We start from the raw sequence: 22,743 nt of genomic DNA on the forward strand, positions 1-22,743 counted from the left end.
TCCTGCAATTCCGATCGCCCCGTGCGGTTTCTTATCCCTGAAGACTCAAAGATATAGAGAAGATCGAGTGCTCCCACTCGCCCGAGACACGCAGACGGGAAATGGCAGCACTCGTCAAATCAGGGGCGTCAGGAAGAGGCAGCGCCTTGCACACCGACCTGCAACATGTAGAGCGCACTGCCCGCACACATGACGAGGTGATCCCGTTTGGGCCCGGCAAAGGTCAGATTGGAGCAGCCCTGCGGCAACCGGATACGGCCGAGCAGAACACCCTGCGGACTGAACACGAAAACACCGCACAGACCGAGCGGCCCGGTCACACCGCACCAGAGATTGCCGAACACGTCGGCCCTGAAGCCATCCGGGTTCATCTGCGCCCCATGGAAGCGCATATCGGCGAAGATACGCCCGTTCGTCAGACTGTCGCCCTGTACGTCGAACACATGGATCGCCTGATCGCCGCCCTTCTTCTGTCCCGGCCCGGCGGGGGTCGAGGCAATATAAAGCTTCTTGAAATCAGGGGAAAAAGCCAGACCGTTGGGGCAGGTCACGTCTTTTTCGAGCAGCACGGCCTTGAGCGTACCATCGGGCGCAAGACGGAACACATGGTCCTGCTGACGACGCACACCACCGATATCGCCAATCAGCTCACGACCGATCTTCCAGCGGATCCTGCCATCGGGATTGGTCGGGCCGCCGGGTTCATCCGCATGACCCTCTGAGATATTCGTGCCGTAGCCGGGATCCGTGAACCAGACACTGCCATCGGGATGGGGCACGACATCGTTCGGCGAATTCAGGCCCTTGCCCTCGAACTTGTCAGCCAGGGTCGTGACGCTGCCATCATGCTCGAAACGCACCACGCGACGGAAGAAGCCCTCACAGGTGATCAGCCGTCCCTGAAAATCGAAGCAGTTGCCATTGGCTGCATAGGAATCAGGACGGAACTGCGTGACTTCGCCGGTTTCCCAAATGTAGCGCAGTGCCTTGGACTGAACGACATCGCTGAACACCAGATAGCGTCCCTCGCTGCTCCAGGCCGGTCCTTCTACCCAGTCGCCCTTGTCATAGATCCGGCGTATCGGCGCAGCGAAATAGGTCAAACCACTGAAGGACGGATCAAGCGCGATCACATCGGGGTCGGGGAAATAGGCTGGCCCGGCAGCAGCGCCCCACTGGCGGGGCGGCTGGCTGATCACGCTGGGTGGTGTTGCCACCGCATCGGACGCGGCACGCGCCGGGATGGCGGCGCAGGCGGCTCCGCCCAAGGCTGTGGCGAGAAACCCTCTGCGAGCGAGGGGCGTCTTGAAGTCCATCTTGTCGTCCTGTGACCATCTTGTGGGATTGCATCCTAGACCGCAACGTTTCACGCCGCGTCACGGATGATGTTCGTTTTGTATCAAGTTATTGTCAGCAACCCCGGCCTGCCTCGCGCGTGACTGTGGCGTTCTGTAGTGAGTCGATCCGACGCATTGACTCTGCCCCGTCGGGCGGTGTCACCTGAACCGCATCATCTGTCGCCAGATCAAGGACCCGAGTTCTCATGACATCTGTCAGCCCCCTCGCCGGCAAGACGCTGGACAAGAATGCCCTTGCCGATATCCCGGCCCTGATCAGCGCCTATTACAATCGCAAGCCGGATCCCTCTGTCGCGGCACAACGCGTCGCTTTCGGAACGTCGGGCCATCGTGGTTCCTCGCTGCATACGAGCTTCAACGAAAACCATATCCTCGCCGTCGCCGAGGCTATCTGCCGTTATCGCAAGGACAAGGGAATCGACGGTCCCCTGTTCATCGGGATCGACTCCCATGCACTCTCCGCCCCGGCGCAGCGCTCTGCCATCGAGGTCTTTGCGGCTCACGGTGTCGAGGTCCGCATCGATTGTCATGACCGCTTCACCCCGACACCGGTCGTGTCCCATGCCATTCTGACCTATAACAAGGGACGCAGCACCGGGCTTGCCGATGGCGTGGTCATCACCCCGTCGCATAACCCGCCCGTCGATGGTGGTTTCAAGTACAACCCTCCCCATGGCGGACCAGCCGATACCGACATCACCAAACTGGTGCAGGACCAGGCCAACGCCTTCCTGAGCGGAGGGCTCAAGGACGTGCATCGCCTGCCCTATGAGGAGGCCCGCAAGGCCGATTGCGTGCGCGGTCATGACTTTATCACGCCCTATGTGGATGATCTGGGCGCCGTGATCGATATGGATGCCATTCGCGGATCCAGCATCCGCATCGGCATCGATCCTCTGGGGGGTGCAGCACTCGATTACTGGCCGGCCATTCTCAAACGTTATGACCTGAAAGCCACCATTGTCAGCGATGAACTCGATCCGGCTTTCGGCTTCATGACCGCAGACTGGGACGGGCAGATCCGTATGGATTGCTCTTCCCCCTATGCCATGGCGCGACTGATCGGCATGGGGTCGCAGTTCGACGTGGCTTTTGCCACCGATACGGATGCCGACCGTCATGGCATCGTCTCGCGCCCGGCCGGGTTGATGAACCCCAATCACTATCTCGCAGTGGCCATCTGGTATCTGTTCAATAACCGTCCCGGCTGGAGTGCAGACGCGAAGATCGGCAAGACACTGGTCAGTTCCGCGCTGATCGACCGCGTGGCGGACAAGATCGGTCGCCAGGTCGTAGAGGTACCGGTCGGGTTCAAGTGGTTTGTCGATGGCCTGTACGATGGCACGCTGGGCTTCGGTGGCGAGGAAAGCGCTGGCGCGTCCTTCCTGCGTCGTGACGGAACCGTGTGGTCCACCGACAAGGACGGGCTGATTCTGGGTCTTCTTGCGGCTGAAATCACAGCCGTCACGGGCAAGACACCTGCCGAACACTATGCGGACCTCACCGCAGAGCTGGGAGCGCCTTTCTATCAGCGCATCGACGCCGCTGCGAATGCCGCCCAGAAAGCCATTCTTTCGAAGCTGAGCCCCGAGCAACTGCCTATGACCCATCTGGCAGGGGATGAGGTGCTTGCCAAGCTGACGCGGGCACCGGGCAATGACGCGCCTATCGGCGGACTGAAGGTCACGACCGCCAATGGCTGGTTCGCCGCGCGTCCCTCAGGCACCGAAGATGTCTACAAGATCTATGCCGAGAGCTTCGTCAGCGAGGCCCATCTCAAGCAGATCCAGAGCGACGCTCAGAAAGCGATCTCGGCTCTGTTCGACGCCTGATCTCTCACGGACCTTTCTTCTGCTCAGGCTGAATAAAGGTCCGTTTCTGGAGGCAGGCTGCTGGTCTATCCTGCGCCCGCTTCGCCCCGTGTCGAAATGCCTTGATCAGCAATGACTTGGTCAGCAATCGTTGCCCTGGTCAGCGTTGCCAACCTGCCCTGGCCAATCCGGTCGGGGCTCCGGGATCGCCGAACCACCGCCTGCCCCTCTGCGCCATGGTCGCGGAGATATGTGTTCCATGCCAGACTGCCCGTGAGGCCGGGCTTCCTGGCGGCGACGTCATCGCAGTACCTCGCAGGGCGGCAAGCGTGCCCATTGGATCGGCTATGCCGCACTGGCGTGCTGGTCAGAACTCCCGCGAGACACAAGGAGATCCCGCAATGCGCCTCCCCTCCATGATCATTGGCCTTGGCCTGGCAGCCAGCATTGCCGCTGCTCAGGCCGCGCCCGCGCAGATTGCCGGGGACTGGCATGGCGTGATTTCCCTGCCACAGGGCCGGTCTCTGCCCATTATTCTCCATGTCGTCGTGAAGGGAGACCGGATCAAAGCCACCCTCGACAGCCCCGCCCAGAACGGTTTTGGTCTTCCCGTGCAGGAAGCCAGCCTTGTCGGTGAGAGTCTGACCCTCGCGCTGCCAAAGCTCTCCGCCCGGTATGTCGCAACCCTGCACGAGCAGGCGCAGATATTGGACGGTCGCTGGTTTCAGGGTCCTGCCTCCCTGCCACTGATCCTGCATCACGGTACACAGGCCGTCGCCTCGCGCCCGCAGATCCCGCATCCGCCATTCCCCTATCGCAGTCTGGAAGTCGCATTCGATAACCCGGCAGGCCCGTCCCATCTAGCGGGCACCCTGACCCTGCCAGAGGGCAAGGGACCTTTTCCGGCGGTGCTGCTCATTACCGGCTCGGGCCTTCAGGATCGTGACGAGACGATCCTGGGACATAAACTTTTCCTGCTCTGGGCCGATACACTCACCCGGAAAGGCATAGCGGTGCTTCGCGTGGATGACAGACAACGAGGCGGATCTACAGGGCCGGTCACAAGCGCCACGACAAAGGATTTCGCGGGGGATGTCGAGGCGGGGTTACGTTTTCTGCGCGACAATCCCGAAATCGATCCGAAACGCGTCGGGCTGATGGGCCATAGCGAAGGCGGGGAGATTGCCGCGATGATCGCGGCCCGGGACGACACTCTTGGCTTTATCGTGCTGCTTGAGGCGCCTCCGGTACCCGGTCGTCAGATCATGCTCGCCCAGAGGGACTGGGCCATGAAACAGCGCAAAGTCCCGCAGGCAATCGCCCGGGAAAGCGATCTCGATTTCGTTTCGATACTGGATGCCATGACGCCGGACCAGACCCAGCAGGAAGCCGATAAGGCCGCTGACGCAGTATGGAACCGACGCAAGGACATGACGACCGGGCTGCCCCCGGAGTTTCGCGTCCTCACAACGCCCGCCATACGCTTCATGGATCGCTACGACCCATCCTCCGACCTGTCGCGTGTACGCTGCCCGGTTTTCGCCGTAGTGGGCGAGAGGGACAGGCAAGTACCGCCTGACATCGCATTGCCTGCCCTGAGAAAGGCACTGGGAGGAAACAAGCAGGCAAGAATTATCGAGTTGCCGGGGCTCAATCATCTTCTGCAGAAAGCCGCAACCGGAGATTCCGGGGAGTATGGTACGATTGAGGAGGATATCGATCCGGGCGCACTCGCCGTGGTGACGGACTGGATCAGAAGCCAGACCGGCCAATGACTGCGGCAGATGACAAGCCCCTGACCGCGTTCGGACCGACCAAGAGACCGCTACGTCAGGGTGATACGATGCCCCGCCGGAAAAACGAGGCTGGCTGGGTCTGATCGCATCCGATCACCGCCGTGAACGACTTCGGCAGGGAAAAGATGGGCCCATGCGCTTCCACACATCATCATGCGCCAGAGCGGCGTGACACAGGGCCGCCGCCGCGTGGCCGGCGATGAGCAAGGCAAAAACCCATGCGCCCCATCGATGGGCAGCAGTCAGAATGATCACACCCGTCTCACCGGGGCTGAACGACAGGAGAGGCCAGTCGAACAGGCCGAACATGGAAAGAGGCATGTCAGGCCCTGCTGCGCACGCCAGACCATACCCGGTGAGGGGAAGAAGGATCTGCCCGCTATAAAGCAGCGCATGACCGCCCCGGGCCAGACCTGCAACGAGCCGTGACTGCGAGCGATGCGGATAGGGCAGCCGGTGACCGAGCCGCCATAAGACCCGCAGCATGGCCAGAATTCCGAGGGTCACACCGAGGGCTCGGTGCACCTGGAATGCGCGATAAGCCTGGGTATCCGTCAATCCCGCATGGGTCATGGAAAGCCCCAGAGCGATCTGCGCGCCCAGACCCAACGCCATCGACCAATGCAGGAACCGTGTCAAAGGATCGTAACGCGCTGAAGGAGGCGAGACCGTGATGGCCGCCGATAGCCCGTTGACTGGCACGGATTGCGCTTTATCCCGTTTCACGGCGCATCCCTAGTGCCGGTCGAGCGTATCGAAAAGCTGCCGGAAACGAGTCCCTGCCGCGCCGGGTTGGGCAACAGATTTCGCTTCTTGCTCGTTGACCGGGTTGTCCACCACGACCATCCCGACCATGCCCATCCAGTAATGCGGCAGGCATTTATAGCCATAAAGTCCGGGCTTGCTGAATGTCACGCTCAGATCATGCCCCATGGGTCCGGCAAACGGTTCAGCTCCCTGCGGAATCATACCCGGGAGAGACTGAACATTGTGACCGGGATCGGCCGCTACGAAATGCACCGTGTCACCGCTGTGGATATGCACGATCGCTGGTTCGAAACCCCGACCGCCCGTGGCAGTGTGGCTCAACATCCTGACCTCGACAGTGGCGGCCTTGGCAGCGTGCGACGTGACGAGGCCCGTACCTCCCAGGAGGGCGACCGTCACAGCAGCACATGCCATCGCGGCGCGAGGATGACTGGAACGATTCATCGGAAAATCTCCCTTGTCTGCCCGTTATGGCGGGCAGATCCGGTTGTCAGACGTCAGTTACGACGCAGGTCGAAACGATCGAGCGTCATGACCTTGGTCCAGGCGCTGGCAAAATCCTTGACGAATTTCGCCTTGGCGTCGTCGGAGGCATAGACTTCCACGACAGCGCGCAGCTCGGCATTCGCGCCGAAAATCAGATCGACCGAAGACGCCGTCCAGCGCTTTTTGCCTGTGTCGCGATCGAGCCCGTCATACACGCCCTGCTGCGTGGCCGATTTTTCCCAACGCGTGGACATGTCGAGCAGGTTGACGAAGAAATCATTGCTCAAAACGCCCGGAGACGTGGTCAGCACACCCTGCTCTGAATGACCGGCATTGATATCCAGAACGCGCAATCCGCCCAGAAGCACGGTCATTTCCGGCACACTCAGCGAAAGATTGCTGGCACGATCGACGAGCATCTGCGTGGGTGATTTTTCATCCGGTTCGGCGCGGTAGTAATTACGGAACGCATCCGCGCTCAGCTCCAGCAGGGCAAAGGACTGCTTGTCGGTCTGCTCGGGACCGGCATCCACCCGCCCTGGGGCGAAGGGCAGGTCCAGCGCAACGCCAGCTTTTTTTGCGGCCTGCTCCACACCCACATTACCGGCCAGCACGATGACATCAGCCAGGGAGATTTTGCGGCCATGATGGGAACCCCCGTTGAAGTGCTGCTGAACCGCTTCGAGCTTCGGCAGGACGGTTTTCAGCTCATCAGGGTCGTTCACAGCCCAGTCACTCTCAGGCGCCAGACGAATACGCGCCCCGTTGGCCCCGCCACGATGATCGGAATCGCGGAAAGATGCTGCGGACGCCCAGGCGGTCTTGATCATCTCGCGCTCTGTCAGCCCCGATGCCGCGATCGCCTTCTTCAGCTCACGCAGATCGGCGGCATTGACCATGGCCCCCTGAGCCGCAGGGAGCGGGTCCTGCCACAGGAAGTCGGCGGATGGGACTTCAGACCCGAAATAGCGCGATTTCGGCCCCAGATCGCGATGGGTCAGCTTGAACCAGGCATGGGCGAACGCATCGGCGAACTGCTCGGGATGTGCGGCCCAGCGCGTGATGATGGCGCGATAGGACGGGTCGGTACGCAGCGCGATATCGGTCGTGAACATCATGAGCGGATGCAGCTTGTTCGGATCGCTGGCATCGGGAACGATATTCTCGGCGTCCTTGGGGACCCATTGCGTGGCCCCGGCCGGGCTCTTGGTCTTGACCCATTCATGCCCCAGAAGATTATCGAGATATTGCGACGTGAAATGAATCGGATCGGCCGACCATGCGCCCTCGAGCCCGCTGGTAATGGCATCGGTCGCCTTCAGCTTGCCCTGCACACAATGGTTGGCCCAGCCCATACCCTGCTGCTCTACAGGCGCTGCAGCAGGCGCAACCCCTACGCATTTGGTGGCGGAAGCCGCGCCATGCGCCTTGCCGAAGGTATGACCGCCCGCGATCAGGGCAACCGTTTCCTCGTCATTCATGGCCATGCGCCCAAAGGCGAGGCGAATCATCTGCGCCGCCGCTGCCGGGTCAGGCACGCCATTGGGTCCCTCGGGATTCACGTAGATCAGCCCCTTGGTGGTCGAGGCCAGAGGCTTCGGCAGATGGCCACCCGGCTCGACACTGGATTTCTTGATCTGTGAATCGACGTTCGAACTCATGAACTGGGTGCCGGGGCCCCAATAGACCAGCTCGCTCTCCCAGTCATCGGCGCGTCCACCGGCAAAGCCAAGCGTCTTGAAGCCCATGGACTCCAGCGCGACATTGCCGGTCAGCACCATCAGATCGCCCCAGGAAAGGTTGCGACCGTATTTTTTCTTGACCGGCCAGAGCAGACGGCGCGCCTTGTCCAGACTGGCATTATCAGGCCAGCTGTTCAGCTGCTCGAAACGCTGCTCGGCGCCTTCCTCACCGCCGCGCCCATCCATGGCGCGATAAGTGCCGGCCGCGTGCCACGCCATACGCACGAAAAACGGTGCGTAGGTGCCGTAATCGGCCGGCCACCAGGGCTGGGATTGGGTCAGGGTCTTGCGGATATCGGCTTTGACAGCCTCCAGATCCAGCTTCCGGAAGTCCCTGGTATAGACGAAGTCGGGCCCGTAGGGGTTCGATGCCGCATCATGCAGGCGCAGTGGCGCCAGGCTTAGCCGTGTGGGCCAGTAGAATTCATTGGGGTTTTCGATACCGTCTGCACGGGCTGCGCTGGGCATTGTGGTCAGGGTCGTGGTCGCGATCAGCGCCGCCATGCCGAATTTCAGCAATCTCATCTTCGAACTCCAGTACAATCAAGGACGACCACGGTTACCTGGCGGTCGTTACTGCTGGAATTCTCCTAGGAATTATATACTTATTACTCCAACCGTTTGTCTCTATATCTCTGACAGGCATTACCAAAACTTTCCACCGGAATAGCTGGAACCGCCCGTTCGGGTTTCATGCATAGGCGCGATAGATCCTTGCTGATTTACCCCCCTAATCGGCGCGTGTCGGGCGTGTCATCCAGACAGCACCACGCCACTGCCCCCGGGACCAGATCGGCGTTGAAATTCTCTCTGGGAGACAGCCATGCAATATCGCCCCCTTGGCCGGAGCGGTCTGAAAATCAGCCAGATCATTCTGGGCACAATGAATTTCGGGTATGTTACCGATGAGACGGAATCATTCTCGATCATGGATCGCGCCCTCGAGAACGGTGTCACCATGATCGACACCGCCGATGTCTATGGAGGGCCGCAAAAACCGGATATCGAAAAAGGATATGGACTCTCTGAAGAGATCATCGGGCGATGGCTCGCCCAGGGCGGGCGGCGCGACCAGATCGTGCTCGCGACAAAACTCTACCAGCCGATGGGATATGGCCCCAATGACCGGCATCTTTCTGCCTATCATATCAGACGGGCCTGCGACGCGAGTCTGAAGCGCCTGAACACGGACCATATCGATCTGTACCAGATGCATCATATCGACCGGTCGACTCCCTGGGAGGAAATCTGGCAGGCCATGGATGTCCTGATCCAGCAGGGAAAGATCAGCTATGTCGGCAGCAGCAATTTTGCAGGCTGGCATCTCGCGACGGCACAGGGTTTTGCTGCACAGAGTGGCAGGCTTGGCCTTGTTTCCGAACAGAGCCTCTACAACCTGACCAGCCGGGCCATCGAATGCGAGGTTCTTCCCGCTGCCCGTTATCATGGCATTGGCGTCATACCCTGGAGCCCTCTTGGCGGAGGATTGCTTGGTGGCATACTGAACCACCCTCATGGTGGGAGGCGTGCAGAGATACTCGCCCGCAACGCTTCGCTCAGATCACGCATCGAAGCCTACGAGACCTTCTGCAGCGATTTCGGGGAACATCCTGCCGCTATTGCCCTCGCCTGGCTGATGCACCAGCCCGGTGTCACCGCACCGATTGTCGGTCCCCGCATGGCAGAACAACTGACGCTTCAGCTTCACGCGACATCCATCAGACTGGATCAGGAGGCGCTCACCCGTCTCGACGCGATCTGGCCCGGGCCGGGTGGCGAAGCTCCGGAGGCCTATGCCTGGTGACAACCCGGTTACGGCCCTGACAGGGCTTGGGTCAGGCTCTGCACAATCATATCCGTCATACCCATCATATCCGTCATACCATGGTACGTGTACGTGGTGCCTAAGCCTGCCCGGCCTTACCGGTTTGGCAATTACCAGCCGGGCTGGCCGATCAGACGCTCGAAAACCGCCCTGGGCGTATCGCGGCGCAGCTGGGTCGCAAGTTCGGCCCCGAGTGCAGCACCCTCCTCCGGTGCTCCGGAGAGCGAGCGACGCAGCACAAAGCTCCCATCCTCGGAGGCAATGAGACCATGCAGGGTCAGGCGTCCTCCTGTGATCGCCGCATAACCACCGATCGGTGTTCGACACGAGCCGTCCAGCCCTTCGAGGAGGGCACGCTCGGCCATTGCTGCATGACGCGTCGCTCGGTCTTCGAGTGCGGGCAGGAGCGCTCTCAACCCGTCATCCGCGCGACGCAACGTGATGCCGATGATCCCTTGTCCGCAGGCTGGCAGCATGGCTTCGGGCTCGAATACGACATCGGCCCTGTCTCCCAGACCCAGCCGGTTGAGCCCTGCCAGAGCGAGGAAGGTCGCATCGCATTCTCCGGCCTCCAGCTTGTTCAGGCGCGTCTGGACATTGCCCCGGATCAGGCAGAAACGCAGATCAGGCCTGCGCGCCAGAAGCTGGGCCTGGCGCCGTATTGAGGCGCATCCGATGATCGCGCCCTTTCGCAGGGCCGAAAGCGGATCATTCCCGGGACGCAGGGCACCCCGGTCCCGCAGAACGAGCGCATCGCGAGGATCTTCGCGTCGCAACGTGCAGCCCAGCATCAGATCATCCGGCAGGAAGGTTTCCAGATCCTTGAGACTGTGCACGGCAAAATCGATCCTGCCCGCGCGCAGGGCCTCATGAATCTCCTTCGAGAACAGCCCCTTTCCGCCAATCTCGGCAAGGCGGCGGCTCTGATCCCGGTCACCGCGCGTCGAGATCTCCTGCGCCTTGATCGATCCGAAAATCTCGAGAAACGGGTAGGCTTCGCCCAGTTGCGCCATGAAGCTGCGCGTCTGAACGAGCGCCAGCGGCGAGCCGCGCGTGCCAACGCGCAGATCACGCCCGAAAACCGGGTGGGTGAGCAGAGCGGCAGGCAGGGTGGCAGCACTATGCGGATCGAGCGTCAGGGGGCGTGCGGGCGAGATCGTCATGAACACAGGGCATAGCGATGTCCCTGCACTGGCAATAACTGATTATTCCGCGATCAGTCATCGACACGGCCTATCGGGCGCGTATGTGAACGCCCGTGTTATCCGATGGCGTTGTTGGACACACTGGCCCTCCCACCGGTTTTGCGTCAAGGACGGCTCCGGTTAGCCCGGTCAGTCGGGCCGCTGGACATATGCCCACGAGTCAGTCACGGGTCTCGGCGAAGGCTTCATGCAAACGGTCATGGCGATTGCTGCGCGCACGATTACGCAATGCTTTTTCGAGATGGATCAGATGGTCCCGTGTGATCCTCAGCGCCTCGTCACGATCCCCACGCTCCATAGCCTCGATCAGAGCGGCATGATCATGGCAGGAATGCTGGGCATCCTCATCGGACTGATACAGGGCGGCGATCAGAACAGTACGCGCCGTCAGGTTCTCGAGAATCGTTGCGATCACGGAATTCCCGAGGACATCGGCAATATGGACATGAAAATGCCCGAGCAGATACGAGCGCCGGGCAAGATCCTGCCCTGCAAGTGCGCTTTGCTGGGCGTGGAGATGACTGCGCAACCGGGCAATCGCCTCAGCATCGACCAGCCCATGATCGAGGATCAATCCCGATTCGACGGCCCGGCGCGCCTCGATCACCTCGCGAGCTTCAGCCACACTCGGTTCGATAACGAACCATCCGCGCCTTGGGGTCACATCGACAAGGCCGCGTGAGCTGAGCCGGATCATCGCCTCACGCACCATGGTGCGCGATACGCCGAAAATCTCGCCCACTTCCTTCTCGCCGAAGCGCTCACCGGGCGCGATGCGCCCTGAAAGCACGGCACGGATGATCTTTTCCTCGATCACAAGTCCGCTGGCGCGCTCGGGCTCGCTCTTCTCGTAGGGCCTGTCTTTGGAGGGCCTGTCGACGGACGGCCTGTTTTCGTAGGGCATGTCGAATCTATGCCCTTCTCCCATCGCTTCGGCAAGCACCCGGAAGGGGGCTGACGATGACGAGACATGCCCGATCTCCCTATCCATGACGGAATCGTCGTGTTCCTTCATTCCGATGTTGAATTGATCCGTTTTGTATTCTAATTAGTATACAAGATGATCCCCGGAATGTTGCGTCGCCCCGCCCGAAGACGCCACGGAGCCCAGAATGACTCACCCCTTGACGTCGCGCCCTGCCCGCCTCTTTTCGTGTCGTGCCGCCCTGCTGGTTACGACAATTGCCGCCTGCCCTCTTTCAGGCGGTTTGACTGCCCTGGCGGCCCCGCTCCCCGCCGCCCAACCGGGATCCGGTATGTCGGGAGATACCGCTCGCCACGCAGGCGCCATGCATAGAAAAACGGGAAATGCCCAGGCGCACCATCGTACGACTTCCCGTGAGGGCAGCAGTGAAACCGTGCATGTCTCGGCGCGTCGCGGCGTAACCAGCGCGGGGCAGCACGACGCTCACTCTGAAACCGTGCTTTCGCGGCAGGAGTTGCAGAACCGGAACGTTCGGCAATTGACCGATATTGTGCGTGTGGCACCCAACCTGACCATTCAGCCCAGCTTCGGCAGCGCCGCGCTTAATTTTGCGCTGCGCGGTGTCGGGCTGATGGATTTCACCCAGAACAATACCCCCTCGGTCATGCCCTATGTCGATGGCATCGCCTATCCGGTCAGTATCATGACCACAGGTATCCTGTTCGATATGGATGATGTTTCCGTTGCCCCCGGCGCTTCGGGCTTCACCCATGGCCAGCCCACAACAGGTGGTGAGATCAACTTCCATACCGGAGACCCGACGCAGCAATTCCACGCTGGGTTGACCGAGGATATTGCCAGTTACGGGCGTAATCGTGTGGAGGGTTTCGTATCGGGGCCGCTCTCGAAAAGCGTCGCCTATCGCATCGCGGGTCAGTCGCTCACAGGCGGCGGATTCCAGCATAATGCTCAGGGCACGGGCTACGGGAACAGCAATATCGGTGCGCTGCGTGGCAAGCTGCGCTGGACGATAGACGACACGTCACGGCTCGATATCGGCGGCCACTGGACGACCGACCAGTCGGAATCGTCTTCGGGGCATAATCTTTATAATTCCTACGGCGTGCCGGTCACCAACGACATCTACCAGACCGCCTGGGGCCTCGACCCCCGCTTTGCGAAAATCATCGGGATCAACCCGAACAACACGAAGCCCCGTGAAGACAACCTCTTCTGGGGCGCAAATATACGCTACACCAAGGAATTCTCCTGGGCGCGCCTCTGGTCACAGAGCGCCTATGAGATGGTCGATGAGCATGAGCTGACGAACCAGACCAACTCGGTCAAGTCCTATGGCAACATGTTCCGCAACAACCAGACCAATGTGTTCTCGCAGGAAGTGAAGCTGGAATCGCGTGACCCCAAGGCACGCTTTCATTGGGAGACAGGCCTTTATTATAGCCGCTCGCGGATGGCGCAGAGCTTCTGGTACGACAGCTCGGACCGGCCTGGAACCACGCCGCTGAACGAAACCGCCTATCGTCAGAACCAGCAGAATTTCAATCAATACGTCCAGCTCAGCTATCGCATCCTGCCGAAGTTGACGCTGATCGGCGCGATCAACCATGATTCCGATGACCGTCAGATGCTCAATCTGACGAGCACCAACGTCAATCTGAATACCGGGCTGGCCACTTCACAGACCAATTTCGGGAGTGCTGGCGCACTCACGAACCAGTTTGGCGGCCGTGTGGGCGCCCAGTACCAGATCACGCCCAACATCATGGGCTATGCCATTTTCTCCAAAGGGTTCAAGCCCGGCGGTTTCTCGGCCAATATCACCCAGAATGCGAACCAGCTTCGCCCATTCAAGCCTGAATCGGTTCTCACCTATGAGGGCGGTTTCAAATCCATGCTGTTCAACCGACGCCTGCGCTTCAACGCAGCGGGCTTCTATTACGATTATCGCGACCAGCAGATTCTCGGCAGTATTCTGGTACCGCCCTATGGTGTGCTGGGCGGTTACGTGAACGCCCCGCGTTCCTATATCTACGGCGCCGAGTTCGACATGGAGGCGCATCCGTTCCATGGCCTCGTTCTGACGCAGAATTTTGGCTACCAGAATGGTGTCTTCACGCAGTTCCAGAGCCTGAACCGCAGCGCAACGACCGCGCAATTCGCTTCGACCGGGGTCTGGTCGCCTATCTATACCAACTACAATGGCTATAATATGGGGCTGGCAAACCTCACCCTGTCAGGTGCGGCCGTCTATAGCTGGAACGTGTTTGCCGATTATCGCATGAGCTTCGACGTCGATTACAATTATCGCGGCGCCCAGACACAGCCGCAGCATATCGGCGATGGCGGCATCTATCGTGCGCCCGCCTATTTCCTGCTCAACTCCTTCCTGACCTTCGCCGCGCCCAAGCAGCACTGGTCGCTCACTGTCTACGGGCAGAATCTGGCCGATCGCCGCTACTGGCTCTCGGGCGGCACGCAGGCCACGTTCTATGGCGTCATTCCCGGCCTGCCCCGTTTCGTTGGCGCGAAGATCAACGTAACCTATTGATCCTCCGCCCCGGCCACACCGGGGCGTTTATCTGTCAAGCTGATGGAGAAACGATTTGAGCACCCATGACCTGAAGAAATCCGCCCGTTATCGCCCCGGTATTTTCATTCAGGTCATTATCGCGACACTAGGCGGCATCCTGCTTGGGCTTTTCGCACCGCATCTCGCGCATCAATGCCGCTGGATGACCGATCTGTTCCTGCGCCTCATCCTGATGATCGTGGGCCCTCTGCTGTTCTGCATCGTGGTCAGTGGCATTACCGGTGCAGGGTCTCTGGGGGCGGTCGGTCGGCTGGGCAGCCGCGCGCTCATCTACTTCGAGGCCATGACCACATTTGTGCTTCTGCTTTCGGTGGGGGCGGCGCTGCTGCTGCACCCCGGGCGGGGTATGAGCTACACCCCCAGCGCCGAAGACGCCCATGCGGTCGCGAGCTATGCCGCCAACGCTCATGCGCTTCATGGACAAGGCGTGACCGGTTTCATTCTCAACCTCATTCCGCGTTCGCCCGTGGCCGCTTTTGCGGAAGGCAATATTCTTCAGATCCTGTTTTTCGCCGTGCTGCTCGGGTGCTGCCTGTCGCGTCTGGGCGAGGCGGGAGCGCCCATCACCCGACTGATCGAGAGTTTGTCAGCGCTGTTTTCGCGCATGATGCGTGTGATCATCGCCACTGCGCCACTGGGTGTGTTCGGTGCGGTTTCGACGACCGTTGCGGAGTATGGTCTCGATGCGATCGATCACCTCGCCCTGTTCGTCATTCTGTATTTCAGCGCCATCGCCGTGTTCATCGTCGTGATTCTGGGTGGGCTTCTCGCACTATGCCGGATCAACCCGGTCCATTTCGTACGCTATTTCCGCGAAGAGATCCTGATCGTCACGGCCACCACGAGTTCCGATTCCGTGCTGCCCAGTATCATGACCAAGCTCGAGGCGCTTGGCATATCCCGTCAGGTCGTAGGTCTCGTCGTACCGGCCGGATATTCGCTCAATCTCGATGCCCTCTCGATCTATCTCGGATTCGCCGTGGTATTTCTGGCTGAGGTAACCCATACGCCCCTGACCCTCACGCAGATTTTGTCCATGCTTGTCACGGCGCTCATCACCTCCAAGGGGGCCCATGGTGTGCCCGGGATCGCCATTGTGGTTCTGGCGGCGACCATGGCCGCCGCGCCCTCGATCCCGCTTTCGAGCCTTGTTCTGCTGATCGCCGTCGACTGGTTCAGCGGCATTGCACGCGCCGTGGGCAATCTGGCGGGGAATTGCGTTGCGCCGGTCGTTCTTGCAGCATGGGAGGGCGCACTCGATCGCGAACGGGCACGGCAGATGCTCGGCTCTCATAACCGCTGAAAACGGATCACCATGGACAAAGCCAATCGCTACCCGGCAGCACGCCTCGCCGAGGCCTGCCAGACCAGACTTGTCGGGGCAGGCGCCCTGCCCGACGATGCGGCACAGACCGTGCGCGCCATGATGCATGCCTCGCAACTCGGTACAGATAGCCACGGCGTGCGCCTGATCGGCTATTACGTGGACATGCTGGAAAACGGAGGGGTGAACAAGCGGCCCCGGCGCCAGTTCAGTCCCACGGCGCCTGCGACGGGACGACTCGATGCCGATTTCGGCCTGGCGCATGGGGCCTCCTATGAGGCGATGGACCATGCTGTGTCTCTTGCCCGTGAATGCGGCATTGGCGCCGTGACCGTCCATCACTCGACCCATTATGGCGCCGGGGGCGCCTATGCGCTGGCGGCAGCGGAACAGGGTTTCGTCTCGCTTGTCCTGAGCAATTCCGACCCCGCCGTGGCCCTGTCCGGTGGGCGGGCGCCCTTTCATGGCACCAACCCCATCGCCATGGGCGCGCCCGTGAGGGACCGACGCCCCTGGCTGCTCGACATGGCCACCTCCTCTATCCCGTTCAACAGGGTGAAACTCTATCGCAGCCTCGGCCTGCCCCTCCCGCCGGAAGTTGCCCTGAACGAAGAGGGTCACCTTACGCTCGACGCCACTCAGGCGCGCTTCCTGCAGCCCCTCGGGGGAATGGCCTATGGCCACAAGGGCGCGGCCCTCGCCGGGATGGTCACGATCCTCTCGGCCGTGCTCTCAGGCGCAGACCCCGACCCGATCATGACCTCCACCGCGGCTGCCCAGGAGGGCCACAAGCCGCAAAACGTGGGCCATATCATGGTGGCATTCGATCCGACCCGCTTCATCGGACAGGAGTCCTTCGAGGCCGGGATGAGGGACTATCTCGACATGCTGCGCGCTTCACCTGCGGCAGAACCGGGTGTGCCGGTCTGCGCGCCGGGGGACAAGGAATGGGAAGAGGCCGATCTGCGCGCCGAACTAGGCATTCCGGTCGATCCGGATACGGAGCGCCTGCTCGGACTCGCCTGAGGCTGGATAAGGCCTTTTCTGTCGGGGCAGCATTCAGACCGCCCCTTCAGGTTCGATGGATCGGTCAGACAGACATCCGGCGTTGCAGCGCTGTCGTGCCTCGGGCGTTTTCGTTCGCGCAGGTGATTGCGGAAGGGACCGGCCCCGACGATGCCGTAGCGGTTTCAGCATAAGGACCAACCGCAGCGAGCCTGATATTCAGGACGCGCTGCGTCCTGTCTGCCCCGAGCGCCAGATGGGCCGCACCATTGGTCCAGCGATGACGCGCACCCTCGGGAGCGTGCCACCCCTCAATGACCGGGGTATCGAATATGGTGTCGAGCGCCTGCATGCCTGAAGTCGAAAACAGTGAAATCTCTTCCACGGCCACGCCGAGCTCGCGGCGGTCATCCACATAAGGACCGATAACGGCTGAGGGGCAGCCTGTTTTTGACATCAGACGGACCGATGCGACCGAGTCGGGAATCATGAAGACATATCCGGCAGGACCGACACGGGCGGGCTGGATGACGCGACCGTCCTCAGTGCACAGATGGAGCTTTGGATCATGGGAAAGAACAGGCTTTTCCATGCTGCGCCCGATACGGGCCAGGAGCGCCTCGTAAATGGGTTCGACGAAGTCACGCGACGTCTCAAGCGGCAGAGTGGACGAGCCACTGGCACAAAACTGGGGCGAAAGAATTGTGAGAGGCGCATTCGCGAATTGCTCTCGATTACCGGTATCCAGATAGCTCTCGGTCAGCGCGCCCTCTGCCCAGATTGCCTCATGCTGATCAAGCTCGACATGAAAATAGCGATACTGGGTGAGAGATCGGTCAAGATAGATCGACTGGTCATTGACGAGCATGCGGGCCGGCACAAGCTGGCCGTCGAAGACCATGCAATGTTCCTGTGTGACCAGCAGATCGCGAGCAGGTATATTGTCACCGAGCGCGTCTTTACGGATACGTACCAGCCAGCAATCCTCAGGTTCAGGCTGTTTGAGGACCTCCAATGTCCGATGGCCGATCCATTTGACCGGCATCGGTCCCTTGGGTGTATCGACCAGTTGCCCTTCGCAGAGGCGCTCTACCGCCACTTCACCCATAGGGGTTCTGATCAGTGTGCCCTCGGCAAAACAGGTCAGAAAGACAGCGTTGCCATTTTCATCCTGGGTGATGCTGTAACCCTTGGAGCTAGCAGCAATAATTGGCACGGTGTAGGAGTTCCCATCTTTCGTGTAGAACGTAACACCGGCGGTCCCGACATAGGCACGCACGATGCTGGACCGCGGAATGCCTTTGAGGATGATTTTGTCATTGGCAGACCAGCCAGTGATCGGACCAGCTGGCATCTGCGTGCCATTAACCACGATCGTCGCACCATTGCCGTCAAGCTCAATGATGCCCCTGTTGGTCGTATTGTCATTGAAGATGAGTGTGCCGCCGGAAGACACCGTGGTTGTGGAGCTGATCACCCCCCCCCCCGAGAACCTCCATCGTCGCGCCGGGGCCGATACTTGCCTTGCCCATGACGGCCCCGCTCTGGACATAGACCGTGCCGTTTCCGGAGAAGACGAATGGTGCTGTCTGCACAACACCGCTCATCAGGTTGACGGTACCACCCTGCCCGGCGAAGGTAATGCCGCTGATGATATCACGGCTGTAGCAGTTGAGCGTGCCGCCCTGAACGATTGTCGAGGTCACGGGTCCATCATAGGTATTGACGATGCCTCCCGAAGCGACGACCACGCTCGTCATGTATCCGCTATTTGTGACGACCGCCCCCGAACCGATAGCCGCCGCCTCAAGGTAACCACCTGCGGAGTTCGTCAGGGTTGTGTCAGGGCCTTGTAGCGTGCCCCCGGAAATACGACCACCGTTCCTGATGCTGCCGCTCAGGACGGCAGCCGCATTTACATAGACAGAAGCTCCCGCAGCGATCGAGCCGTTAATAACCGTGGCACCGCTACTGACGAAGAGATAATCACCCGAATTCAGTGTGACATTGGAAGCTGTCTGATTAGGTCTGACCGTTGAAGTGACCATCGCGGGATTTCCTTTTGGGCGACTACAGACCGAATCGGACGGGGCAACGAAATACTTTGACTCGATCGTGTTTTATTGGGGTTGGAGCGGTAAGTTTCGATTTGACGATGTTATTTCCATATAGCAAACACTTGTTTGGACACAGTATAAAAGTTTGTGAGTTCCGTTACAGAATAAACTAATTTTGTTTCTTATTGTTTTTACTTCGTATATTTATCTTATCAATTACGTATATAACCGTTACCACAATATTCGATCAAATTATGGGTTGTTTTTTTGCATTCCATAGCAGAAACAGCTCAGATTCTTCGATGCAAATCAAAACGCAAAGGACGACGTGACCATTGCCGCAGCATCTCGCGAAGCAATGATCGTCGCTGATGAGCGCACGCGAAATCTCGATCCAGGCTCATTGCATATGATTGAGCGCGTCACACCTGATGGGTATGTTCGAGACTCCCTTCACGAGATAGAGGCCCTCCCCTCGTTCCTGCGATCAAAGCGTCGATGACGCCAAAAATTCTCATGCAGCGATCAGCGAATGTGAAATGTTGATGGGAGGATCAGAGAAAGGGCCGCGACCCCTAAATAGCTCTTCGCGGATTCTGCCGGCATGATAAAGTCGTGCGAGCGCGCGCTGTCGTCGTTCACTGCTCGAAGCTGCGTATTCGCACCATTTTATACACGCTCGATCAGATACTGGGATTCTCTGATTGATTGCAGAGCCAGAGCCAGAGCCAGAGCCAGAGCCAGAGCCAGAGCCAGAGCCAGAGCCAGAGCCAGAGCCCCGCGATACGTCCTGCGGTAAGCCACGCCAATCTCGACTGCCAGTAATCTCGAATCTTCCTACATTATGCAACGATTTGCACAAACTATATCACGAGATCGGTCAGGAATATCGCGACCCACAACTCGGAGGCACTCGACGTTCAGCCGGCACCAACCCGGGGGCCGTCCCGGGTGAGGAATGGCGCCCGCAAAAGCGTCGTTTTTCGTGTATCAGGCAACCAACATCGCACACCCTCAATTGCGCGACCAAAACCCACTCAAAATAATAACGGCGAATCGACGGCTGTTGACTCAGGCCCATCGCCTTGAAAATACATGCTCCATTCGAGGAGCTCTGTCTGAACGTTCCCGAGCTCAGCGATCGCCGCATGCAACAGTGAACGCCAGAGCTAAGAGATCAGTTCAATTAGCAGGCCAGGAGTGACCCGGCCAATCCGCTCGTTTCATCTCGCAGACAGATTTTATTCCTCGGGATTCAAGCACGATTCCAGGATATCTGCAGGCTGCCTTTCTGGGTTCTGGTTCCTTAGATCGTTACCGTATCATGCAAATGATAGTCTTGCCCCACTCATTCGTTACCTTTGAATGACACGCCACCGGCCGCCACAGTCATGCCCCCAATGCTAGAGCATAATCCGACCTAACTGAGCCATTTTGGGATTCCCCTGTAGAGCGAGATCTGGTTCATCCTGATTGCCGGGATGGAGGCCGGCGGTCATGATGCGAGCCCTATCGTCCGATCTGCGGCGGCGAGCCATTGCTGCGATTTCCTCCGGCATGACCCGGCGGGCGGCAATGGAGCGCTTTGGTGTCTGTGCCCTCAGCATGACCCGCTAGGTGGCGGAATGGCGTGCGGGCGGCTGGGAGCACGCACTGCAGCAGGGTGGCGATCTTCGCTCCCATCGGATCGATGCCTGGTCGGGCGTTCTGCTGGCTGCGATTGAAGCCGAGGATGACATTTCCCGTATCGAACTGGCAGAAAAACCTGCTGCGGAACACCGGGTCCGCTTCGCGCCGGGCGTGATCTGGCGCTGCCTCGACCGTCACGACATGACCGTCAAAAAAACGGTGCACGCCAGCGAGCAGGCACGGCCTAACGTCGCAGAGCGGCGCGCAGCCTGGTTTGACAACCAGTCTGACCTCGATCTGGCCCGGCTGGTCTTCATCGACGAAACGTCCGTCTCAACGAAGATGGCCCGCCTGCGCGGACGCTCACGCCGTGGCACGCACTGTCGGATGTCTGTGCCCCATGGGCATTGGAAAATCACGACCTTCATCGGAGGCTTGCGCCTGTCCGGCATGACCGCACCGATGATGCTGGATGGCCCGATGACCTGCGAATAGGTCTCCGCCTACGCCCGCAAGGTGTTTGCTCCCACGCTGTCGCCAGGAGACGCCGTCATTCAGGATAATCTGCCGACACACAAGACCGCCGAAGCGCGTGAGGCTGTAGAGTCAGTCGGTGCCCGCCTGCTGTTCCTGCCGCCCTACAGTCCCGACTTCAACCCTATCGAGACCATCTTCGCCAAGATGAAGGCATGGATCAGGCGAGGGGCACCTCGACCCACCGATGCACTCCAGGATGCGGCGTGCAGTGCGATCGACGATGTCTGTCACAGACTGACCGTCGCCTGCTTCGCCGCCGCAGGCGATGAACCAGATCGATCAAATTATGCTCTAGACTACGGAGGATGTGCAGTCATTACACATACCCTCATACAACTCGCTCCGGATTTAACAAGCTTGCCGTGATGAGCATCTTCCATCATCAACGGGAAGAGACCCTTTTCGAGTTTCCAATCTGATCCGCGCTTTAAGGTCGGGACTCAACGTGCGGACTATGGATAATCGTCTCAAATGAGACGACCAATGTGCATTCCAGACTGAACGCCGAGCGCTTCTCCCGCAGGGCGCTCAATTCACATCAATATGCTTCCTTATTCCGGAAAGTAAGAAAAGCCCGATGAGGATTAGCAGGAAGTTGATGCCAAAAGCATAATAAAAACTGAACATTGGGTGGGAATTCCAACCGAACTGCCCCCCTCGGATCATTTCCATACTTTGCGAACTAGGAGACCAATAAACTATTCTTTGCAGCTTGTGCGGTAGCCAGCTTACCATCGCGAAAGCACCTGTCAGAGGTAGAGACAGATAAGTGAATATGCTCAAGCCCTTCTCGACAAACTCCGAGAGCTCACTAAGAGCAGAGAAAAGAAATCCAGTAGCCATGGAGAACATGGCATGACAGAGAAGGCCCATATAGATGAGCGACCAAATCTTAGGCATCTCCACATAGCCCAGCATATAGGAGAACAAATAGACGACGATCCCTGATGCGAGCGTTCCCAAAATCTCAAGCAGCACTCGCGCAGTTATGATATCCAGTGGTGTCACCTGACGATGGAATAACAGACTTCCATTCGCTTGGAATGCTTTCGCCGAAACCATTAGGGCATGTCGCCACATTGTGAGAGGGATATAACCTGTGAGCACCATGGCTGTCATCGGGAGGCCATGCTCATGAGCAGGCCTCATTGCTGTCCACGCGATCGTCACACCTGCACAGAAGAGGATTGGCTCACCTATAATCCACAGGTAGCCCAGATTCTCTCTACCAAATCGTGTATGGAGCTCTCGCATCATCAGCGCGCCGATGACGATGCCTTGGATCCTTATCGAACCCAGTAATCGATTGTTCCGCACTCTGTGCCCTCCACCGCAAGCTCGGGCCGTCTATACCACAAGCTTCGATAAAAGAAGTCAGTGCAAGCCAAAATAATCGCTGCCTTGGCGGTATATCGCTCATTCACGTCGAGTTCTCCCCATTTTGTAGACAGCCATAACCCCTCGGGCATGTAACCCCTGTGACGTCTGGATCCATTCGACTGCGATGGCGATACAAATGACAATACTTAAAAATATAGCGCTTTTTTCGTACCGGGTCGCAACGAGTCCGCGCCTTTCAAATAGCGCCCACATCTTTTCAAATAGTGCTGGTGGACGAATCTGAGCCAGAGGAAGGCTGAGGCGATTGAAACAAATCCGAGGCA

Annotated in this window: 18 protein-coding genes and 1 pseudogene; 8 read left to right on the forward strand and 11 right to left on the reverse strand. The window is 59.3% G+C overall.

Features of this window, described 5'->3' with window-relative positions; translation table 11 throughout:
* Window positions 1-128: 128 nt before the first annotated feature.
* Window positions 129-1,316 carry an SMP-30/gluconolactonase/LRE family protein gene (locus AA0535_RS09645; RefSeq protein ID WP_264815783.1) on the reverse strand — a complete coding sequence of 396 codons (1,188 nt, stop codon included), beginning with the start codon at window positions 1,314-1,316 and terminating at the stop codon, window positions 129-131.
* A 227-nt stretch (window positions 1,317-1,543) separates the two neighbouring features.
* Between AA0535_RS09645 and pgm the strand changes: the two genes are divergently transcribed.
* Window positions 1,544-3,190, forward strand: coding sequence for a phosphoglucomutase (alpha-D-glucose-1,6-bisphosphate-dependent) (pgm, locus tag AA0535_RS09650; protein ID WP_264815784.1), 1,647 nt, complete (start codon window positions 1,544-1,546; stop codon window positions 3,188-3,190).
* Between the two features lie 380 nt (window positions 3,191-3,570).
* On the forward strand, window positions 3,571-4,944 hold the full coding sequence (locus tag AA0535_RS09655; protein ID WP_264815785.1) for an alpha/beta hydrolase family protein: 1,374 nt from the start codon (window positions 3,571-3,573) through the stop codon (window positions 4,942-4,944).
* A 114-nt stretch (window positions 4,945-5,058) separates the two neighbouring features.
* Here AA0535_RS09655 and AA0535_RS09660 read toward each other — a convergent pair whose 3' ends face one another.
* Genes AA0535_RS09660 through katG form a run of 3 tightly spaced genes read right to left on the reverse strand, consistent with a single transcriptional unit; the run spans window position 5,059 to window position 8,429 of the window.
* On the reverse strand, window positions 5,059-5,691 hold the full coding sequence (locus AA0535_RS09660; protein WP_264815786.1) for a cytochrome b: 633 nt from the start codon (window positions 5,689-5,691) through the stop codon (window positions 5,059-5,061).
* A gap of 9 nt (window positions 5,692-5,700) precedes the next feature.
* Entirely contained in the window at window positions 5,701-6,177 is a 477-nt protein-coding gene (locus AA0535_RS09665; RefSeq protein WP_264815787.1) for a pseudoazurin, read from the reverse strand.
* 53 nt (window positions 6,178-6,230) lie between these two features.
* The gene (gene katG, locus AA0535_RS09670) at window positions 6,231-8,429 is read right to left on the reverse strand and encodes a catalase/peroxidase HPI (protein WP_264815807.1); all 2,199 of its coding nucleotides are present in this window, start codon (window positions 8,427-8,429) and stop codon (window positions 6,231-6,233) included.
* 355 nt (window positions 8,430-8,784) lie between these two features.
* Here katG and AA0535_RS09675 point away from each other — a divergent pair, with 355 nt between their 5' ends.
* Window positions 8,785-9,765 (forward strand): aldo/keto reductase, encoded by a 981-nt coding sequence (locus AA0535_RS09675; protein WP_264815788.1) that lies wholly within the window; start codon window positions 8,785-8,787, stop codon window positions 9,763-9,765.
* 131 nt (window positions 9,766-9,896) lie between these two features.
* Here the strand turns inward: AA0535_RS09675 and hemC are convergent, their stop codons facing one another.
* Window positions 9,897-10,943, reverse strand: a complete 1,047-nt coding sequence (gene hemC / locus AA0535_RS09680) for a hydroxymethylbilane synthase (protein ID WP_373319310.1) — start codon at window positions 10,941-10,943, stop codon at window positions 9,897-9,899.
* Window positions 10,944-11,151: 208 nt separating this feature from the next.
* Window positions 11,152-11,982 carry a GntR family transcriptional regulator gene (locus AA0535_RS09685; protein WP_264815790.1) on the reverse strand — a complete coding sequence of 277 codons (831 nt, stop codon included), beginning with the start codon at window positions 11,980-11,982 and terminating at the stop codon, window positions 11,152-11,154.
* A gap of 121 nt (window positions 11,983-12,103) precedes the next feature.
* Between AA0535_RS09685 and AA0535_RS09690 the strand changes: the two genes are divergently transcribed.
* The 3 genes from AA0535_RS09690 to AA0535_RS09700 are packed head-to-tail and all read left to right on the forward strand — an operon-like array spanning window position 12,104 to window position 16,877.
* Window positions 12,104-14,485, forward strand: a complete 2,382-nt coding sequence (locus AA0535_RS09690) for a TonB-dependent receptor (protein ID WP_264815791.1) — start codon at window positions 12,104-12,106, stop codon at window positions 14,483-14,485.
* Between the two features lie 55 nt (window positions 14,486-14,540).
* Window positions 14,541-15,830, forward strand: coding sequence for a cation:dicarboxylate symporter family transporter (locus tag AA0535_RS09695; protein WP_264815793.1), 1,290 nt, complete (start codon window positions 14,541-14,543; stop codon window positions 15,828-15,830).
* Window positions 15,831-15,842: 12 nt separating this feature from the next.
* A complete protein-coding gene (locus AA0535_RS09700) occupies window positions 15,843-16,877 on the forward strand; it encodes an Ldh family oxidoreductase (protein ID WP_264815795.1) in 1,035 nt (344 codons plus the stop codon).
* Between the two features lie 64 nt (window positions 16,878-16,941).
* Here the strand turns inward: AA0535_RS09700 and AA0535_RS09705 are convergent, their stop codons facing one another.
* The 3 genes from AA0535_RS09705 to AA0535_RS09715 form a co-directional block, all read right to left on the reverse strand.
* Window positions 16,942-18,333 carry a Hint domain-containing protein gene (locus AA0535_RS09705; protein ID WP_264815796.1) on the reverse strand — a complete coding sequence of 464 codons (1,392 nt, stop codon included), beginning with the start codon at window positions 18,331-18,333 and terminating at the stop codon, window positions 16,942-16,944.
* On the reverse strand, window positions 18,281-18,904 hold the full coding sequence (locus AA0535_RS09710) for a hypothetical protein (protein WP_264815797.1): 624 nt from the start codon (window positions 18,902-18,904) through the stop codon (window positions 18,281-18,283). The genes AA0535_RS09705 and AA0535_RS09710 overlap by 53 nt, the downstream gene beginning before the upstream one ends.
* 678 nt (window positions 18,905-19,582) lie before the next feature.
* Entirely contained in the window at window positions 19,583-19,717 is a 135-nt protein-coding gene (locus AA0535_RS09715) for a hypothetical protein (protein WP_264815798.1), read from the reverse strand.
* Window positions 19,718-20,530: 813 nt separating this feature from the next.
* Between AA0535_RS09715 and AA0535_RS09720 the strand changes: the two genes are divergently transcribed.
* Both AA0535_RS09720 and AA0535_RS15780 read left to right on the forward strand, forming a co-directional pair.
* Entirely contained in the window at window positions 20,531-21,037 is a 507-nt protein-coding gene (locus tag AA0535_RS09720) for a hypothetical protein (RefSeq protein WP_264815799.1), read from the forward strand.
* 21 nt (window positions 21,038-21,058) lie between these two features.
* Complete coding sequence (locus tag AA0535_RS15780; protein WP_373319307.1) at window positions 21,059-21,445, forward strand: transposase; 387 nt, start codon at window positions 21,059-21,061, stop codon at window positions 21,443-21,445.
* A 162-nt stretch (window positions 21,446-21,607) separates the two neighbouring features.
* On the opposite strand, the gene AA0535_RS09725 is transcribed toward AA0535_RS15780, so the two are convergent.
* The gene (locus AA0535_RS09725) at window positions 21,608-22,396 is read right to left on the reverse strand and encodes an ABC transporter permease (protein WP_264815800.1); all 789 of its coding nucleotides are present in this window, start codon (window positions 22,394-22,396) and stop codon (window positions 21,608-21,610) included.
* Window positions 22,397-22,495: 99 nt separating this feature from the next.
* Window positions 22,496-22,743: pseudogene (locus tag AA0535_RS09730) on the reverse strand (hypothetical protein); the annotation flags it as partial.

This window comes from Asaia krungthepensis NRIC 0535 (genome assembly GCF_025995175.1).
GTDB classification, from domain to species: domain Bacteria; phylum Pseudomonadota; class Alphaproteobacteria; order Acetobacterales; family Acetobacteraceae; genus Asaia; species Asaia krungthepensis.

What these genes read in the sequence shown, in the direction of transcription:
- AA0535_RS09700 (WP_264815795.1), top strand. Translation starts at nt 15,843, where the DNA reads ATGGACAAAGCCAATCGCTACCCGGCAGCACGCCTCGCCGAGGCCTGC.
- AA0535_RS09645 (WP_264815783.1), bottom strand. Translation starts at nt 1,316, where the DNA reads ATGGACTTCAAGACGCCCCTCGCTCGCAGAGGGTTTCTCGCCACAGCC.
- AA0535_RS09655 (WP_264815785.1), top strand. Translation starts at nt 3,571, where the DNA reads ATGCGCCTCCCCTCCATGATCATTGGCCTTGGCCTGGCAGCCAGCATT.
- AA0535_RS09690 (WP_264815791.1), top strand. Translation starts at nt 12,104, where the DNA reads ATGACTCACCCCTTGACGTCGCGCCCTGCCCGCCTCTTTTCGTGTCGT.
- AA0535_RS09675 (WP_264815788.1), top strand. Translation starts at nt 8,785, where the DNA reads ATGCAATATCGCCCCCTTGGCCGGAGCGGTCTGAAAATCAGCCAGATC.
- pgm (WP_264815784.1), top strand. Translation starts at nt 1,544, where the DNA reads ATGACATCTGTCAGCCCCCTCGCCGGCAAGACGCTGGACAAGAATGCC.
- AA0535_RS09685 (WP_264815790.1), bottom strand. Translation starts at nt 11,982, where the DNA reads ATGGATAGGGAGATCGGGCATGTCTCGTCATCGTCAGCCCCCTTCCGG.
- katG (WP_264815807.1), bottom strand. Translation starts at nt 8,429, where the DNA reads ATGCCCAGCGCAGCCCGTGCAGACGGTATCGAAAACCCCAATGAATTC.
- AA0535_RS09665 (WP_264815787.1), bottom strand. Translation starts at nt 6,177, where the DNA reads ATGAATCGTTCCAGTCATCCTCGCGCCGCGATGGCATGTGCTGCTGTG.
- AA0535_RS09710 (WP_264815797.1), bottom strand. Translation starts at nt 18,904, where the DNA reads ATGGTCACTTCAACGGTCAGACCTAATCAGACAGCTTCCAATGTCACA.